The sequence below is a fragment of the Streptacidiphilus cavernicola genome, from assembly GCF_042510955.1.
In the GTDB taxonomy this organism is placed as follows: domain Bacteria; phylum Actinomycetota; class Actinomycetes; order Streptomycetales; family Streptomycetaceae; genus Streptacidiphilus; species Streptacidiphilus cavernicola.
On sequence record NZ_JBHFAB010000002.1, the window covers coordinates 273,854 to 289,688 of the forward strand.

Genomic DNA, 15,835 nt, shown 5'->3' on the forward strand with positions numbered 1-15,835 from the left:
ATTCACCTGAATCGGCGTACGCTCAGTCGGCATGAGGATCAGTGACCCCCAGGCGATCCGGGCCCTGGCACACCCGATCCGGCTGGACCTGCTCGAACTGGTCGGCCGGAGCGGCCCGGTGACCGCCGCTCAGTGCGGTCGCGCGCTGGGGCAGTCCCAGGCGACCTGCTCGTTCCACCTGCGACAACTGGCCAAGTACGGATTCATCGAGGACGCGGGCCCCGGCCGGGACCGGCGCGAGCGCCGCTGGCGGATCACCGACCTGAGGATGAACCTCGCCACCTCGCAGAACCTCGACCCGACGATCGCCCAACAGCTCAACCGGGTGGTGGTGGAGCGGGAGACCGCCCTGATCATCGACTACGTCGAACGCGCCGCCGACGAGCCCGCGGACTGGCGGGCCGCCAGTTCCACCATGTCGGCCACCATCCCGATGACCGCGGAGCAGCTCGCCGCGGTCAAGCAGAGCTGGCTGGACGTCCTCGCACCGCACATCGCCGCGTTCGAAGCGTCCGGCGGCGAGCTGCGCCCCGGACAGCGCTTCGTCCGGTTCTTCACGGCAGCGGCTCCGCTGCCGGACCTCAACCTGGGAGATGACGAGGAAAGTGGTTCCGATGACTGAGAGCGCCACCGACGGCCTGATCGACTTCCGGACCGCCGCGCCGGTCACCGGCTCCCTGGACGTGCGGTGGATCCACGGGGTCCGGTCCAAGCGGGAGGCCGCCGATCCGGCGATACAGGTGCACCACTACGACGAGCACACCGTCGTCCTGCGGCAGAGCAAGACCGTCAACACCGAGGCGCCGTTCATGTTCCTGCTGTTCGGGAACGACCGGGCGCTGCTGCTGGACAGCGGCGCGACCGAGGACCCGGCGCGCTTCCCGCTGCGGGAGACCGTCGACGGCCTGATCGACGCCTGGCTCGCCGAGCACCCGCGCCCCGGCTACGAACTCGTCGTCGCGCACACCCACGGCCACAACGACCACGTGGCCGGGGACGCCCAGTTCGCCGACCGCCCGGCGACGACGGTGGTGCCGAGGGAGGTCGAGGCGGTCCAGGAGTTCTTCGGCCTCACCGACTGGCTCGGCCGGCCCGTCGCGTTCGACCTCGGCGGCCGGGTGCTCCAGCTGATGGGGACACCGGGGCACCACGCGGCGTCCGTCACCACCTACGACCCGTGGACCGGCATCCTGTTCACCGGCGACACGGTGCTGCCGGGACGCCTCTACGTGAAGGACTTCCCGGCCTTCACCAGCACCCTGCACCGGCTGGTCGCCTTCACCGAGACCCACTCGGTGACGCATGTGCTGGGCTGCCACGTCGAGATGTCCACCAGGCCCGGCCAGGACTTCCCGCTCGGCGCGCCCTACCAGCCCGGCGAGGTGCCCCCGCAGTTGACCGTGGCTCAGCTGACCGCCGTCCGCGACGCCGCCGACTCGGTCGCCGACCGGCCCGGGGTGCACGGCTTCGACGACTTCATCATCTACCACGGCATGGGCTTCACCACCTCACTGCGACTGCTGGCCCGCGGCCTGGCCCACCGCCTGTCGCCGAGGAGGCGGGTGGGGTGACGCGAACGGCGGGTGACGCAGCCGACGAGTGACGTGACCGACGGGGTGAGACGGCCGACGGGGTGACGCGCCCGACCGCCACCGTCGCGCCTTCCGCCCCCGCACCCCGCCGTCGCCTACGGTCCGGACATGCCCGATCACCCCGGCTGGATCCCTCCGATGCTGGCCGGCGACGGTCCCTTCCCCGCCGAGAGCGCGGAATGGGCGGCCGAGGTGAAGTGGGACGGCATGCGCGTCATCACCGCGGTCGACCCCGACGGGACGGTGAAGGCCTTCGCCCGCTCGGGCGGCGACGCCACCACCCGCTACCCGGAACTGGAGGCGCTCGGCGCCCTCGCCGCCGACGCCCCGCTGGTCCTGGACGGCGAAGTGGTCGCCCTGGACCCGGCCACCGGACTCCCCTCGTTCGGGCGACTCCAGCAGCGGATGACGCTGCGTCAGCGGAGCCGAATCCGGATCGCCCGCACCACCACGCCGGTGACCCTGATGCTGTTCGACGTCCTGGTCCACCGCGGCGAGCAGGTAACCGGCCTCGGTTACCTGGAGCGGCGGCGGCTGCTGGAACAGCTGGTCCTGCCGCCGGACGCCCCGGCCGCGGTGTTGCCCGCGTGGATCGGCGACCTGCAGGCCGGCCTCGACTGGACCAGGGAGCGGCAGCTGGAGGGCGTCATCCTGAAGCGGCTGGCCTCCCCCTACCAGCCGGGTCGGCGCTCCCCGGACTGGATCAAGGTGAAGTTCCGCCCCACCCTCGACGTGCTGATCGGCGGCTGGCTGGCCGACGACCTCGGCGAGCCCCGCTCCCTGCTGGTCGGCGTGCCGGAACCGGACGGCCTGCGCTACGTCGGCGCGGTCGGCTCCGGCCTCTCCGCCCCCGAACGCCGCCACCTCCGCCGCCTCCTCGACCCGGCCGCGGCCCCCCGTTCCCCCTTCGCCAAGGGCCCCTCCCGCCCCGCCACCGGCACCCGCTGGGTCACCCCCCACCTCACCGGCGAAGTCGAATACGCCGAAACCACCCGAGGCGGCCACCTCCGCCAACCCGTCTGGAAAGGCCTCCGCGGCCCCGCCGCCGAGTAGTCAACTGTGACTGGTCAAGATAGTTGTCACTTGATCGCGATATCTGTCACTCGCGCGGTTCCGGCGAGCTGCCGTGGCTGTGACTCAGCACGCTAACTGTCGGGTCAGCACCGGATCTGTCGTCCGCCCAACAGCCCCACCGAAGCGCGACGTCTCTCTTGGACGGTTTCGAGCCCATGGTCGACCGCCGTGTGCTGCAGGCCGCCCCGTCGGCCCGATTCCCGGGGACCGGCAGGGCGGCCTGTTCCTGGTCAGTCCTGGCGGGCGCCCTGGATGATCCGGTCGATGACGGCTGCGGCCTGTTCCGGGTGTCCTTCCAGCCACTTGCCGAGGTGTTCCTGAACGGCCTGTTCGACGCAGGCGCGCACTGCGGCGTTACCCAGCCAGCCGCACGTGGAGCCCTCGAACTCGGGATGGTCCAGCTTCACCGACACGACCGCCGTCAGACCTTCGCCGATCCGATCAGCGTCAAGGTCGGGATCCGTCGCAGTCAGCAGCCGCCGCTCCCGTGCGTATGCGGTGACTGCGGCAGCGACCCCGTCGCGGAAGCCGCGCTCGTGTGTGCCACCGTCAGTGGGCCGGCTGTTGGCGAAGCTCCGGACCCGCTCGTCGTGGGAGGCACGCCAACGCAGGGCCACCTCCACTGTCCCCGCCATCCGCGGCTCCTCCCGCTCGAAGCCGATGATGTGCGGATGAACGGGTTCCTTCTGCTGCTCGTCAAGGATCGCCACGAATTCCCGCGCGCCGTCGGGGTACCGGAAGCGCGCCGACCGGGACTCGCCCGGGAGGCGCTGATCGGTCAGAGAGACCTCCAAGCCCCGGTTCAGCAAAGCCAGTTCCCGGAAACGCTCGGCCAGCCCGTCGAACGAGAACTCCGCGGCCCCGAAGATGTCGGCATCGGGCCAGAAGGTGATGGTGGTCCCGCTACCGGTCGACGTGCCCGCCTCGGTGAGCGGGGTGACGGCCAGCCCGCGCGCGTACTCCTGAACCCAGTAGGCTCCCCCGCGCCGCACTTCGGCCGTCATCCGGCTCGACAGGGCGTTGACGACGAAGAGTCCCACCCCGCAGAAGCCGAGCGTCACGTCGTGGCGGCCTCCGGTTGCCGGCCCGGTCTGAAACCGGGTCAGCAGGGCTTCGAGGCCGGAATTGCCGCTGGCTCCCGATTCGTCGATACGGACACCCCGCCCGTCGTCGGCGACACGCACGGCGCCGTCGGGTGTGAGGGTGACGGCGACGCAGCTGGCGTGGCCGGCGAGGACCTCGTTCACGGCCCGGTCGGCGACCTCGAAGGCCATGTGAAGCAGGCCGCGTTCACCGGTCGAGCCGATGTACATCCCAGGCCGCTTCCGGATGGCTTCCCACCCCTCCAGCACCTGGATCTGGCTGGCGTCGTACTTGCTGGCTTCCTCGCTCATGACGTCCCCTCCGATGCTGTCCAGCAGAACTGCTCAGCCTAGGCGAATCTCTGGAAAACACCAGGTCAGGTCATGTTTGCCGTGTGCGTAGACGGGCGGGTGAGAGCCTGCCTGGAGACGGTCGATCCCGAGGTCGCAAACTGGCGCCGGATCGCTGCCACGGGCCCGGCGAAGCCGCGTACGACACCGTTTTTGACGGCCCCGAGGTCCCCAATTTCATCAATTTGCGCGTCAGTCCGGGACTCCATGTCTGTCGGCTTCGCCGCCGCACTGATCCGGTCTCTGACCGAGCACCGACGAGGCCGGACGGGACCAGCCAGAACGCGCAGTCACATGAAGCCGGGCAGCATCCGGATCGCTGTCGATCTCCCGGGTGAGATGCTCGGCGTGTTGAAGCAGGAGGTCGCGCAGGGCCGCGTAGTGGGCCATTGGGTCTGGGTGAATAAGTTTGGCCCAGGTGCTGCTGCGGCGCTGGAGCCACGTGCTGCGGACCGGAGCCGGTTGAGCTGCTTCGATCGGTCGTGGCGCGAAGCGGGGCTCACCCTGGGTGACCTTGGCCCAGACGAAGGCGGATGCCTCCGGGGCCGGACGGCACAGCAGAGGAGGTCGCATGACCATCGGCACCGCTCCCCAGGCCCGCACCGCCGCGACTCTCGCCGCCCGGCACCGCAAGACCGAGACCGCCCTGGGCCGCGTCCACGAAGCCATCGCCAGACTGCGTCGCGAGAAGGCCCAGGTCAGCGTCGCCGCAGTCGGCCGCCGCGCGAGCGTCTCCCGCACCTTCCTCTACGACAACCCCCAGGCCAGAGCCGCCGTCGCCGCAGCACTTGCCGAGGCGGGCAACCAGCGCCACCGAACACTCGCCGACCAGGACGACGAGCGAGAGGCGACCTGGCGCGAACGCGCACTGAACGCCGAAGGTGCCCTCAAGTCTGCCCATGCCGAGATCCAGTCCCAGCGCACCCGCATCGGTGAACTCCTCGGCCAGGTCCGCGACTTGCAGACCGAGTGGACCGAAGAGACCCTCCAGCGGATCACCACCGAGAACACCGCCCTCAAGCAGCGCGTCCGCCAGCTCACCACCGACAACCGCACCCTCGACGAACGCCTCAAGGCCGCCCGCACCAACCTCCGCTTCCAGGACCGCCGCGTCGCCGACCTCGAAGCCCGCATCGCGGCCCCTGCTGGCGAGCCGGAGGCACCGTGACACGATGCGCGCATGCACTTCGAGCTCGCTCCGCCCGCAGGCGTCGGTCCCCTGCAGATCGGCATGACACGCCAGGCCGCGAACCACGCGTTGGAATCGCTGCGGGAACCCACGGCGATCTCCGCATCCGACCGGGCGGGGCAGCACATCTTCCGGCCGAGCGGCCTCATGATCAGCATCGCATGCACCCGCGACCTCCTGGAAGCTGTCGAACTCGGCCGTCCCTCCCAGCGGTCCGGCATCGTCCTCTTCCGCGGCATTGACGTGTTCGGACTGCCGGCCCGGGACGTCGTCAGCCGCATGGCCGAGGTCACCACGATCGTCGCCGCGGAGGACGATCCTGCGTCGTTCATCGCGCCGGACCTACTGCTCAGCTTCTGGCGCCCCTTCCAGGGAGAGGACGACCCGGAGGACGAACAGGGCTACTTCTTCAACTCCGTCTTGCTGGCGCGTCCGGGCTACTACGACGGCCCTAGTACTCCAGTGGGAGTTCTCCGTATGTCCTGGTCAGCGGCCTGGTGGCGGTGAGTGTAGCCGGGCTGCTGCGGGGCCGGGGCCGGTTTCGCGGGCGGGTCGCACGAAGGCGTGTCCGCGTCGTTTGTAGTGGCAGCGGCGTGCGTGTGCCTGGTGTCGGCGGCGCCAGTGGGACCAGGTCAGTGTGTGGTCGCGGGATGCAGGACGGTGGCGGGGTCCATCTGCCAGCAGACGGCGAATTTCGGCGGGCGTGAGGTCCACGAGCTCGGGTGTGTCGTGGGCGCCTCCCCCTTTTCACGCTCCTGGGCGGCCAGGACAGCCAGGAACGCGTGGGCGAGCATGGCCAAGGTGATGTGGCGGTACCAGCCCACGAAGCGCCGCACTTCGTACTGGTCCAGGCCGCACTCGTTCTTCGCGCTCTGGAAGGACTCCTCGATCCTCCAGCGGCATCCGGCGATACGGACGAGGTCGGCGACGGTGGCGTCCAAGGGTGCGCAGGCGAGGTAGTAGGCCACCTCGTCGGGCTTGGCGATGCTGCGGCGTGCCAGCATCCAGCGCTGGCGGATGGGTTCGTCGCCGTCGAACTCCCAGACTGCCGGCAGCCGGGCGGCGGCCCAGTCGTAGAGGCGTTCGCCCTTGGCGCCCGGGCCAGCGGACAGGCGCCGCCAGGCTTCGGGAGGGGCTCCGCTGAGGAGGTGGTCGATGCGTGGGCCGTGGACCTGCTGGGACTTGGGGACGGCGACCACGTAGGACAGCCCGGCGTCTTCCAGGAAGCGGCGGAAGTGGGAGTCCTGGCCATAGGCGGAGTCCGCGGTGACCCAGGCGATCGGCAGGGATGAGGTCAGAGCGCGGCGGACCATGGCCCGGGCCAAGTCGAGCTTGGTGGCGAAGGTGCGGTCCTCAGGGATGCGGGCGGTCTTGCAGCGTTCGCGGTCCTCGGTCCAGGACTTGGGCAGGTAGAGTTCGCGGTCGACCAGGGCGTGTCCCTTGGTGGTGGCGTAGGCGGCGAAGACGCCGATCTGGCAGTTCTCGGTCCGGCCCGCGGTGCCGGAGTACTGGCGCTGGACGCCGGCGGAGACGGTGCCCTTCTTGACGAAGCCGGTGTCGTCGATGATCAGGACGCCGTTGGGGGCGCCGAGGCGTTCGGCGACGTAGGCCTGGAGGTCGTCGCGGACCTGGTCCGCGTCCCAGCAGGCTCCTGCGAGCAGGTGCTGCAGCCGGTGCGGGGCCGAATGGCCTGCGTACTCGGCCAGTTGCCAGCTGTTCTTGCGGCCTACCGGGCCAAGGAGTCCTTGCACGTAGTCCCGCATCCGCCGCCTTGGTTCAACCTGACCGAAGCGGGACCCGACTCGTAGGAGCAACTCGTCCAGTTCCCGGCCCCACGTCTCCGTGGGCAGATCATCGAGCACATCCGTGGGCTGTCCACCGCACTGCCACAGCATGCGCCAGGGCACACCTTCGTGCGACCCGCCCGCGAAACCGGCCCCGGCCCCGCAGCAGCCCGGCTGCACTCACCACCACCAGGCCGCTGACCAGGACATACGGAGAACTCCCACTGGAGTACTAGCCGACCCTGAAGTCCGACCCTCGGCCACCGCTACGATCTGCGGATGACTCGCAGCGGAAAGAGGAAACGCCACCTCACGATCGACGATAGGACCTACCTGTGGTCGCTGCGGCACACTCACCACGCGCTCGCTGATGGCACCTGCGAGGACTGCTGCGAAACGCTGTCCATCCGCTCACTGGAAGGTCGCGGCGGCCTGCGAATCCACTTCCCATACGGCCCTGACTGGCTCGTCCCGGACGGCTATCCGCAGCCGTCCGGGACCGTCGGAACCCGCGACGGCAGAACCCTCAACCTTCACGAACCCGGCACCGTCAGGGCTCTGCTCGACGAGGCCATCCGGCATGGCCTGAACCCCGGAGAACCCACCACCGAAGAGCTCGACGGCTGGACGCTGTTCGACGCCGTCCACAAGACAATCTCCCTGATTCGCCGCTGACGAGACCGAAGTGCCACCGGTTCGCTCCAGCTCTGTACGCCTTACTGAAGCCTGTCCCGCGCTGCGGGAGCTACTTGGAGCGAAGAACGGGGTCGATCCCGGCCAGGGCTTCGTAGAGCTGACGGGCCCCCAGGGCAACGCGGTCGTCAGGGTCTTGCAGCATCTCTTCGCACAGCTGCATCGCTCTGTCCCTCTCTTCGGAGAAGATAGCGAACACATCGCGGACCGCCGTGTGGATCCATTCGCTGTGACTCCAGTCGGCAACCGCCAGCGCGGAGGCGACGATCGTCAGCCCGATCCTGTCCCTTCTCCGGAGCACGGCTTCCGCGGTCACCCGGGTGACGAAGGTGTCGCCCGGGTCGAGCACGAGCTCCAGCAGTGGCTCGATGGCCTCCTGCACGTCGGCGAAGGCCGCCAGGCCGCGACCGGCGTCCGCCCGGTCGCGGTAGTCCTGGCTTCGCCCGAGCTCACGGAGCGCCACGAAAGCGGCATGCCGCCGGTCACTGTCCCCCCGCAGCAGTGCGCGCAGTCGCCTCACCTCAGAGATCAAGCGGGGCATGTCCTGTCGTGCGGAAGCGATGAAATCGAGATCGGCATCCAGTTGCAGGTCCGGACTGACCTGGACCTGCTCTCCGTTGATGAACCGACTGAGATACACCTCATCGTCGTCCACGGCAGTGGCCGGAGCGATCTGGATGCAGCTCGCCCCGCCGGTCGCACCGCGAGTCTCCAGCACGGGAACCCACGCCCCGGTGGACGCGGCCGCGATGCGCACCTCCATCGAAACGAGCTCTTCTTCAGTCGGCATGACCGGATCATCCACCCCGACCGGGCCGACCGTCCACGGGATGTCAAGCAAGCTGACCAGACATGGCAGGCCATCGCGGCCTCGCGGAAGGTCACACCATGCTCGGCTGCCGCGAGTAGCCCCGGGCGCAGATTCAAGGGGTCGCCCATCGGGCGCCGCCGCGCGTACATCGCGTCCAGAGTTGCCTGGACGTGCGGCGACCAGCCCGCCGCCACGACCACGTAGCGCCAGCCACAGGCCAGCGAGAGCTCGTGAGCGGCGGCAAAGGACTCCTCGTCCTCGGACTTGATCAGCCCTGCCGGACGGACGTCAACGACGAAGACCCGTCGTCGGAAACCACGAGGTAATCCGGGGTGTGCCGCCGCCAGCGCCCGTTCGCCTCGAAGCGCATCCGGAACGGCTGCGAGAGGAGAATCTGCACGCGGCCGCAGAAGTCGAGCGGACCCGGCGGTGCTCGTCGGGGCGATCAGCGACCAGAGGACCGTGCACGGCATCCCGCACACCGTCGCCTGCCGCGCGCTCGGCGTGTCCCAGGCGTGGTTCTACAAGTGGCGACGCAGACCGGCCGAGCCGACGAAGCGCGAGGCCAGACGGGCAGCCTTGGAGGAGCGGGTTACGCATTTCTTCCGGGAGTCCGGTGACACCTATGGCTCGCCGAGGATCACGCTGGACCTTTGGGCCGAGGGCTGGCAGGTCTCGGTGAACACCGTCGCCGAGATCATGGCCGACCTGGGCCTGCAGGGCCGCAGACCGCCGCGAAGACGGCACTCGCTGACCCGCCAGGGCAGACGAAGAGCGGCCCCCGACCTGGTCCACCGCGGCTTCGACGCGATCGGGCCCGACGTGCTGTGGGTCGGTGACATGACCGAGACCGACACCGGCGAGGGCAAGCTCTACCTGGCCACGGTCATCGATCTGTTCTCCCGTCGCTGCCTGGGCTACGCGATGGGTGAGCGGCACGACGCCGCTCTGGTCTGCGCATCCCTGAGGGTGGCGGCCGCCACCCTGGGAGGCGAAGTGGACGGCGTGATCTTCCACGGCGACCGCGGCAGCGAGTATACGAGCCAGGCCTACAACGGCCTGTGCGACAGGCTGGGCGTGGTCCAGTCGATGGGGCGCGTGGGCTCGGCCCTGGACAACGCCGCCGCCGAAAGCTTCAACTCGCTGATCAAGGTCGAGTACATCCACCGGCGCCACTTCGCCACCCGGGACCAGGCCAGGATCAAGATCGCCACCTGGATCACCGACTTCTACAACACCCGCCGCAGACATACCTCGGCAGCTGGCCATCACCCACCGAGTTCGAACGGATCATCAGCAACGCGCGCACCGGCCACATTCAGCAGGACCGAACCGCATAAGGAAGGTCTCTACGATTCGAGGGGATTGACATCATGAGCCTACGCGGCTGGTTGGAGTGAGGGTCTCTACCAGCCCCGTCATCCATCGGTGGATGTGAGAACGACGATGCCCGCCACCCGGACCAGGTCGAGTTTGGTCTGCTCCTCGCTGCCCGGCTCCGCGGTGTAGACGACGATCTTGAGGTCGGTGTCGGTGTCGGCGAGTACGTCGCAGTCGACGGTGATCGGGCCGACCACCGGGTGGTGGATGGTCTTGCGGTCCTCGGCGTGGGTGCCGACCGCGCCCGCCCGCCACAGCCGGGCGAAGTGCGGGTTCCCGGCGACGGTGGTGCGGAGCAGCTCCGTCAGCCGGGGGTCCGCCGGGTAGCGGGCGGACGCGCGGCGCAGGTCGGCGACGATCGCCCGGTCGGTGGCCTCGGCGTTCTCCGAGACGATCAGCCGTGGGGAGAGCTGCCCGCGTCCGGCTGCGGTCGGGAACCGCGAGGTGACGAGGTTCCGTTCGTTCGGCGCGACGGTCGAGGGGTCGCCCAGCAGCGCGGCCCAGCCGCGGTTCCACCACAGCAGCCGCCAGTCCGCGGCGAACACGGCCACCGGAGTCGCCCCGAGCCGCTGGACCACACGCTGCATCCCGGGCGGGATATGGTCGCTGACCATGCCGTCACTCGGCGGTTGCAGCCCCGCCAGCCGGTAGAGATGGTCGCGCTCCTCGCGGCTGAGCCGCAGCGCCCGCGCGAGCGCTCCGGCGACCTGCGCGGACGGTGTGGTGGCCCGTCCCTGCTCCAGCCGCACCACGTAGTCGACCGAGACCCCGGCCAACTCGGCGAGTTCCTCGCGGCGCAGGCCGACGGCCCGGCGGGCCCGGCCCGCGGGCAGTCCCACCGCCGCCGGGGTGAGCCGGTCGCGCCAGGAGCGGATCGTGGCGCCGAGACCGGTCGCGTCCGCAGTGGTCATGGCTGCTCCGTGGTCATGGCTTCCCCGCGGGGCCCGGCTGCTCCGTGGGCATGGGTCCATTGTGGGTCGGACCAGCGGCGGGTGGGTCGGTCCGGCCGCGCCGGGGGTGGTACTGCTTTTCCTACCGTCCGGCCCTCCCTGGTTGTTCGTGCGCGGTGCGCCGACGCTGGGTCCATGAACATCACCTTCATCACCGGGGCCAACAAGGGCCTCGGCTACGAGACCGCCCGCCGCCTGATCGAGCTGGGCCACACCGTGATCGTCGGCGCCCGCGACCCCGAGCGGGGCCAGGCCGCGGCCGACCGGCTCGGCGCCCGCTTCGTACGGATCGACGTCACCGACGACGCCTCGGTCGCCGCAGCCGCCGCCGATGTCCGGGAGCACGAGGGCCGGATCGACACGCTGATCAACAACGCCGGGATCATCGGGTCGCACGCACCCGCCGAAGAACTCACCGCGGCCGACGCGGCGGAGGTCTTCGCGACCAATGTGATCAGCGTGGTCCGGGTCACCGGCGCGTTCCTGCCGCTGCTGCGCGGTTCGGACCGCCCGGCGGTGGTCAACGTCAGCAGCGGGATGGGCTCGCAGGCGCTCACCCACGACCCGGACCGGGTCGAGTCGCGGATCACCGCGCCGCTGTACACCGCGTCCAAGGCCGCGGTGACGATGCTGACCACCCAGTACGCGAAGGGCCTGCCCGGCATCCGGGTGAACGCCGCCGACCCCGGCTACACCGCCACCGACCTCAACGGCCACAGCGGCCCGCAGACCGTGGCTCAGGGAACCGACGCGATCGTCGCCCTGGCGACCGAGACCGCCGACGCCGGAACCGGCCGCTTCATCGACCGGTTCGGCCCCGTCGGCTGGTGAGCAGGCGGTCAGCCGCAGCGGCCAGCCGCAGCCGTCACCCCGTCCCGCTCCCCCGGTCAGTCGTCCCACTCTCCCGTTCGGTCGTCCAGGACGGCGAGGGTGAGCCGGTCCAGCCGGTCCGGGTCGGCGATCACGTCGATCTCGGTGATCCGCTCCCCGGTGATGGTGAAGGCGAGCGCCAGGAACAGCTTTCCGCGCGGCGCCATCACCAGCCCGACCGTCCCGTCCACCAACGCCGGACGGGTGAACGGGATCCGCGCCGAGGCGCCGGACGCGCCCCTGCCGACGGTGTGCGAGCCGCGCAGCAGCAGCGGCTCGGGGGTCGGCCCGGCCGACCGGTCGGCACGGAGCACCACGTCCGGGTCGAGCAGGGCGACCAGCGCCTCGAAGTCCCCGCCGCGCGACGCGGCCAGGAAGGCGTCCACGACCCGGCGCTGCCGGGCCAGGTCGGCGTCGGGCACCCGGGGCACGCCCTTGACCCGGCGGCGCGCGCGGCTGGCCAACTGCCGGGCCGCCGCCGGGGAGCGGTCCAGCATCGGCGCGATCTCGTCGAACGGCACCGCGAAGATGTCGTGCAGCACGAAGGCGAGCCGCTCGCCCGGGGTCAGCGTGTCCAGCACCACCAGCAGGGCGAGGCCGACCGAATCCGCCAGCAGCGCCTCCTGTTCGGGGTCGATCCCGGCCGCGGTCTCCTGGACGGCGCCGGCGGTCTCCGGCAGTCCCAGGTCGAGCGGCAGTTCGCGCCGTGACCGGCGGGTGCGCAGCATGTTCAGGCAGACCCGGGCCACCACCGTGGTCAGCCAGCCGCCGAGGTTTTCCACCTCGTCGGTGTCGGCCCGGCTGACCCGCAGCCAGGCCTCCTGGACGGCGTCGTCCGCCTCGCCGGCCGAGCCGAGCATCCGGTAGGCCACGGCCCGCAGCCGGGCCCGGTGCTCGTCGAACCGCTCGGGCAGCCATGCGCTCGCGCTCGCGCTGTCGTCCGTCATCGGTCGGTCTCTCCCCGTTCCTCGTTCGCTCTCCTCGGAAGTAGACCCCGGAGCAGCCGCCGATGTGACGGTTCCCGCTCAGCCGGGAACGCCCGGGAGCTCCTCCCGTCCGGACGGGTCGAGCAGCGGAGCCATCAGGTCCCCCCGTTCGGCGACCCGCGCGACCACCTGCTCCGGGGTGAACCGCAGGCCCTCGGGGTCGCGGCAGTCGGCGAGCTCCTCCCAGCCCACCGGGGTGGAGACGGTGGGCTCGGCCAGGGCGCGCAGCGAGTAGGGGGCCACGGTGGTCTTCATCCCGGTGTTCTGCGACCAGTCCAGGAAGATCAGCCCGTGCCGGGCGTCGCGGTTCATCCGGTCGATGACCAGCCCGGGGTAGCGCTCGCGCAGCCGTCCGGCGAGCCGTTTGGCGTAGCGGCTGACCGCCTCCGCCGGGGACGGCCGCAGCGGCGCGACCAGGTGCACGCCCTTGGAGCCGCTGGTCTTGGGCCAGGCCGCGATCCCGTCCTCGGCCAGCACCTCGCGGACGGCGAGGGCGGCGGCGCAGGTGTCGGTCATGCTGGTGCCCTCGCCCGGGTCCAGGTCGATGATCAGCCGGTCGTGCAGGTCGGGGGCCTCGCGCCACTGCGGGGTGTGGATCTCCAGGCAGGCCAGGTTGCCCGCCCAGACCAGCGTGGGCAGGTCCTGGACCACCACCTGCCGCAGCGTCGCGGTGCGCACCTCGACGTCCAGCACCCGGACCCAGTCCGGGGCCCCGGCCGGGACGTTCTTGGCCCAGAACCGCTCGCCGTCCACTCCGGTCGGGCAGCGCAGGAAGCTGGCCGGGCGTCCGGCCAGGTGCGGCAGCAGGAACGGGGCGACCTGGGTGTAGTAGTGCAGCACCGCGGCCTTGGTGGTCCCGGTCCGCGGGTAGAGCACCCGCTCCAGGTGGGACAGCGAGACCCGGCGTCCTTCGACGTCGACGACGGTGCGTTCGGCGGCGGTTCGTTCGGCGGCGGGACGTTCGGCGGCGGGCATCGGCGCTCCGGTCAGCTGGTTCGGGGGGACGTGGGGACGGCGCGGGTGCGGGTCCAGGTGAGGAGCTGCTCGGCGGTCCAAGTGTTGACCACCCGGTCCGCGGTGATCCCGCACTCCTCGGCGCGGGCGCAGCCGAGGATCTGCCAGTCCAGCTGGCCCGGGGCGTGCGCGTCGCTGTCGATCGCGAACAGCACCCCGGCGTCGCGGGCCGACCGCAGCAGCCGACGCGGCGGGTCGAGCCGTTCAGGCCTGCTGTTGACCTCCACCGCGGTGCCACCGGCCGCGCAGGCCGCGAACACCTGCTCGGCGTCGAAGTCGGACTCGGGCCGGACCTTGCCGGACAGCAGCCGTCCGGTGCAGTGCCCCAGCACGTCCACCAGCGGGTTCTCGGCGGCGGCGACCAAGCGGCGGGTCATCGTCCGCGGGTCGGCCCGCAGCCCGGAGTGGACCGAGGCGACGACCAGGTCGAGCCGGTCCAGCAGGTCGTCCTGCTGGTCCAGGCCGCCGCCGGCCAGGATGTCGCACTCGATCCCGGTGAGCAGCCGGAACGGCGCCATCCGCTCGTTCAGCTCGGCGACCACGTCCAACTGCTCGCGCAGCCGGTCCGCGGACAGTCCACGGGCGATGGTGAGCCGGGGCGAGTGGTCGGTGAGCGCCGCCCATTCATGCCCAAGGTCGCGGGCGGCGCGGGCCATCGCCTCGATCGGGCTGCCGCCGTCGGACCAGTCCGAGTGCAGGTGGCAGTCGCCGCGCAGGGCGGCCCGCAGCGCGCGTCCGGCCCCGCCGCCGAGCGGCGCGGCGGCGGACCGCTGCTCCAGGTCGGCCAGATAGGACGGAACCCGCCCGGCGGCGGCCTCGGCGACCACCCGGGCGGTCTTGCTGCCGATGCCCTCCAGGTCGGTCAGCCGCCCGGCCACCGCCCGCTGCAGCACCTCGACCCGGGACAGGCCGCCCACCACCTCGGCGGCGTGCCGGAAGGCCTGCACCCGGTAGGTCTGCGCCTGCTCGCGCTCCAGCAGGAACGCGATCCGCTCCAGCGCCTCCACCGGTTCCATGCAGGGACGTATCCCCGTCGGCGGACCTCCCATACCCAAATCCGCCCAATAGGTACGAATATGGAAATAAGGGAAGGAGAGTCGTCGTGGACGTCGACCAGGTCGCGGACGAGCTGTACGGGCTGCTCCCGGCGCAGTTCACCGCGGCTCGCGACGCCGCGGCGGCGCAGGCCCGCAAGGACGGGGAGCCGGACGCCGCCGCCCGGATCAAGGCGCTGCGGCGGCCCACGCTGGGCGCCTGGCTGGCCGACCTGCTGGTCCGCGAGCACCCGGACGAGGTCCGGGCGCTGCTGGAGCTCGGCGCCGGGCTGCGCGCCGCCCAGGACGCGCTGGACGGCCCGGAGCTGCGCGAGCTGACGGCGCGGCGAAGGTCGGTGGTCAGCGCGTTGTCCCGGCAGGCCGGGCAGGCCGCGACCCGGGCCGGCCTCAGCGTCGGCGAGGGCCCGCGGCAGGACCTGGAGGACCACCTGCAGGCGGTCCTCGCCGACCAGGAGCTGGCCGACGCCTTCGCCACCGGCCGCCTGAGCAGCACCCGCGGCGCGGCTGCCTCGGGCTCCGCCGCACTGTCCGCATCCGCCCCGACCCGCTCCCCCGGCGCCGCGCGCTCCCCCGCCGCGACGTCCTCGCCCGCCGCACCGGACCCGGCCGCCGAGCGCGCCGCGGCACGGCGGCAGGCCGAGGCGGACCGCCGGGCCGAGGCGCGGCGGCGCAGGGCCGAGGCGGAGCAGGACGCCAAGCAGGCGCAGGCCGCCGCGGTCGCGGCCCGCCGCGCGCTGGACCGGGCCACCGCCCAGCGCGAGCGCCTGCGGCGCAGCATCGCCGACCTCACCGCCCGGCTGCAGCAGGCCCGCGACGAGGAGCGGAAGGCGGCCACCGCCGTCCGCTCGGCCCGGAGCCGGGTCGAGACCACCGACCGTGCCGCCCGCAAGGCCTCCGGCCTGGCCCGCGACGCCGCCGAACACCTGCAGTACCTGGGCCAGAAGGCCGCCTGACCCCTCCACCGTCCAGCATCAGACCGCAAACCACCCAACCCCCTAGACCCA

Annotated in this window: 16 protein-coding genes; 9 read left to right on the plus strand and 7 right to left on the minus strand. The window is 71.3% G+C overall.

All coding sequences use genetic code 11. The features are described 5' to 3' along the window. Positions 1-31 precede the first annotated feature (31 nt). The 3 genes from ACEZDE_RS03445 to ligD (ACEZDE_RS03455) all read left to right on the plus strand — a co-directional run bounded on the left by ACEZDE_RS03445 (position 32) and on the right by ligD (ACEZDE_RS03455) (position 2,645). A complete protein-coding gene (locus tag ACEZDE_RS03445; RefSeq protein WP_380531859.1) occupies positions 32-622 on the plus strand; it encodes a winged helix-turn-helix domain-containing protein in 591 nt (196 codons plus the stop codon). Further along, the gene (locus tag ACEZDE_RS03450; protein ID WP_380531862.1) at positions 615-1,571 is read left to right on the plus strand and encodes an MBL fold metallo-hydrolase; all 957 of its coding nucleotides are present in this window, start codon (positions 615-617) and stop codon (positions 1,569-1,571) included. Before ACEZDE_RS03445 ends, ACEZDE_RS03450 begins: the two co-directional genes overlap by 8 nt. Positions 1,572-1,700: 129 nt before the next feature. Next, positions 1,701-2,645, plus strand: a complete 945-nt coding sequence (gene ligD, locus ACEZDE_RS03455; protein WP_380531865.1) for a non-homologous end-joining DNA ligase — start codon at positions 1,701-1,703, stop codon at positions 2,643-2,645. Positions 2,646-2,896: 251 nt separating this feature from the next. On the opposite strand, the gene ACEZDE_RS03460 is transcribed toward ligD (ACEZDE_RS03455), so the two are convergent. Further along, entirely contained in the window at positions 2,897-4,060 is a 1,164-nt protein-coding gene (locus tag ACEZDE_RS03460; RefSeq protein ID WP_380531868.1) for an ATP-binding protein, read from the minus strand. 610 nt (positions 4,061-4,670) lie between these two features. Between ACEZDE_RS03460 and ACEZDE_RS03465 the strand changes: the two genes are divergently transcribed. Next, entirely contained in the window at positions 4,671-5,267 is a 597-nt protein-coding gene (locus tag ACEZDE_RS03465) for a DUF6262 family protein (RefSeq protein WP_380531871.1), read from the plus strand. A gap of 12 nt (positions 5,268-5,279) precedes the next feature. Beyond that, positions 5,280-5,795 (plus strand): hypothetical protein, encoded by a 516-nt coding sequence (locus tag ACEZDE_RS03470; protein WP_380531874.1) that lies wholly within the window; start codon positions 5,280-5,282, stop codon positions 5,793-5,795. A gap of 125 nt (positions 5,796-5,920) precedes the next feature. On the opposite strand, the gene ACEZDE_RS03475 is transcribed toward ACEZDE_RS03470, so the two are convergent. Further along, positions 5,921-7,183 carry an IS701 family transposase gene (locus ACEZDE_RS03475; protein WP_380531877.1) on the minus strand — a complete coding sequence of 421 codons (1,263 nt, stop codon included), beginning with the start codon at positions 7,181-7,183 and terminating at the stop codon, positions 5,921-5,923. Positions 7,184-7,351: 168 nt separating this feature from the next. On the opposite strand from ACEZDE_RS03475, the gene ACEZDE_RS03480 reads away from it, so the two are divergent. Then, positions 7,352-7,747 carry a hypothetical protein gene (locus ACEZDE_RS03480; RefSeq protein ID WP_380531879.1) on the plus strand — a complete coding sequence of 132 codons (396 nt, stop codon included), beginning with the start codon at positions 7,352-7,354 and terminating at the stop codon, positions 7,745-7,747. Positions 7,748-7,817: 70 nt separating this feature from the next. Here ACEZDE_RS03480 and ACEZDE_RS03485 read toward each other — a convergent pair whose 3' ends face one another. Beyond that, positions 7,818-8,555: a hypothetical protein gene (locus ACEZDE_RS03485; protein ID WP_380531882.1), complete on the minus strand. Its 738-nt coding sequence runs from the start codon at positions 8,553-8,555 to the stop codon at positions 7,818-7,820. A 483-nt stretch (positions 8,556-9,038) separates the two neighbouring features. Here ACEZDE_RS03485 and ACEZDE_RS03490 point away from each other — a divergent pair, with 483 nt between their 5' ends. Further along, on the plus strand, positions 9,039-9,953 hold the full coding sequence (locus ACEZDE_RS03490; RefSeq protein WP_380531884.1) for an IS3 family transposase: 915 nt from the start codon (positions 9,039-9,041) through the stop codon (positions 9,951-9,953). 41 nt (positions 9,954-9,994) lie between these two features. On the opposite strand, the gene ACEZDE_RS03495 is transcribed toward ACEZDE_RS03490, so the two are convergent. Beyond that, positions 9,995-10,867, minus strand: a complete 873-nt coding sequence (locus ACEZDE_RS03495; protein ID WP_380531887.1) for a helix-turn-helix transcriptional regulator — start codon at positions 10,865-10,867, stop codon at positions 9,995-9,997. Positions 10,868-11,041: 174 nt separating this feature from the next. Here ACEZDE_RS03495 and ACEZDE_RS03500 point away from each other — a divergent pair, with 174 nt between their 5' ends. Then, a complete protein-coding gene (locus ACEZDE_RS03500; protein ID WP_380531889.1) occupies positions 11,042-11,737 on the plus strand; it encodes an SDR family NAD(P)-dependent oxidoreductase in 696 nt (231 codons plus the stop codon). Between the two features lie 56 nt (positions 11,738-11,793). Here ACEZDE_RS03500 and ACEZDE_RS03505 read toward each other — a convergent pair whose 3' ends face one another. The 3 genes from ACEZDE_RS03505 to ACEZDE_RS03515 all read right to left on the minus strand — a co-directional run bounded on the left by ACEZDE_RS03505 (position 11,794) and on the right by ACEZDE_RS03515 (position 14,792). Further along, positions 11,794-12,723 carry a sigma-70 family RNA polymerase sigma factor gene (locus tag ACEZDE_RS03505; RefSeq protein WP_380531892.1) on the minus strand — a complete coding sequence of 310 codons (930 nt, stop codon included), beginning with the start codon at positions 12,721-12,723 and terminating at the stop codon, positions 11,794-11,796. A gap of 78 nt (positions 12,724-12,801) precedes the next feature. Continuing rightward, positions 12,802-13,737: a non-homologous end-joining DNA ligase gene (gene ligD, locus ACEZDE_RS03510; protein WP_380531895.1), complete on the minus strand. Its 936-nt coding sequence runs from the start codon at positions 13,735-13,737 to the stop codon at positions 12,802-12,804. An 11-nt stretch (positions 13,738-13,748) separates the two neighbouring features. After that, entirely contained in the window at positions 13,749-14,792 is a 1,044-nt protein-coding gene (locus ACEZDE_RS03515) for a PHP domain-containing protein (protein ID WP_380531898.1), read from the minus strand. An 86-nt stretch (positions 14,793-14,878) separates the two neighbouring features. Between ACEZDE_RS03515 and ACEZDE_RS03520 the strand changes: the two genes are divergently transcribed. Next, complete coding sequence (locus ACEZDE_RS03520; RefSeq protein WP_380531901.1) at positions 14,879-15,784, plus strand: hypothetical protein; 906 nt, start codon at positions 14,879-14,881, stop codon at positions 15,782-15,784. The last annotated feature ends 51 nt before the right edge of the window (positions 15,785-15,835 follow it).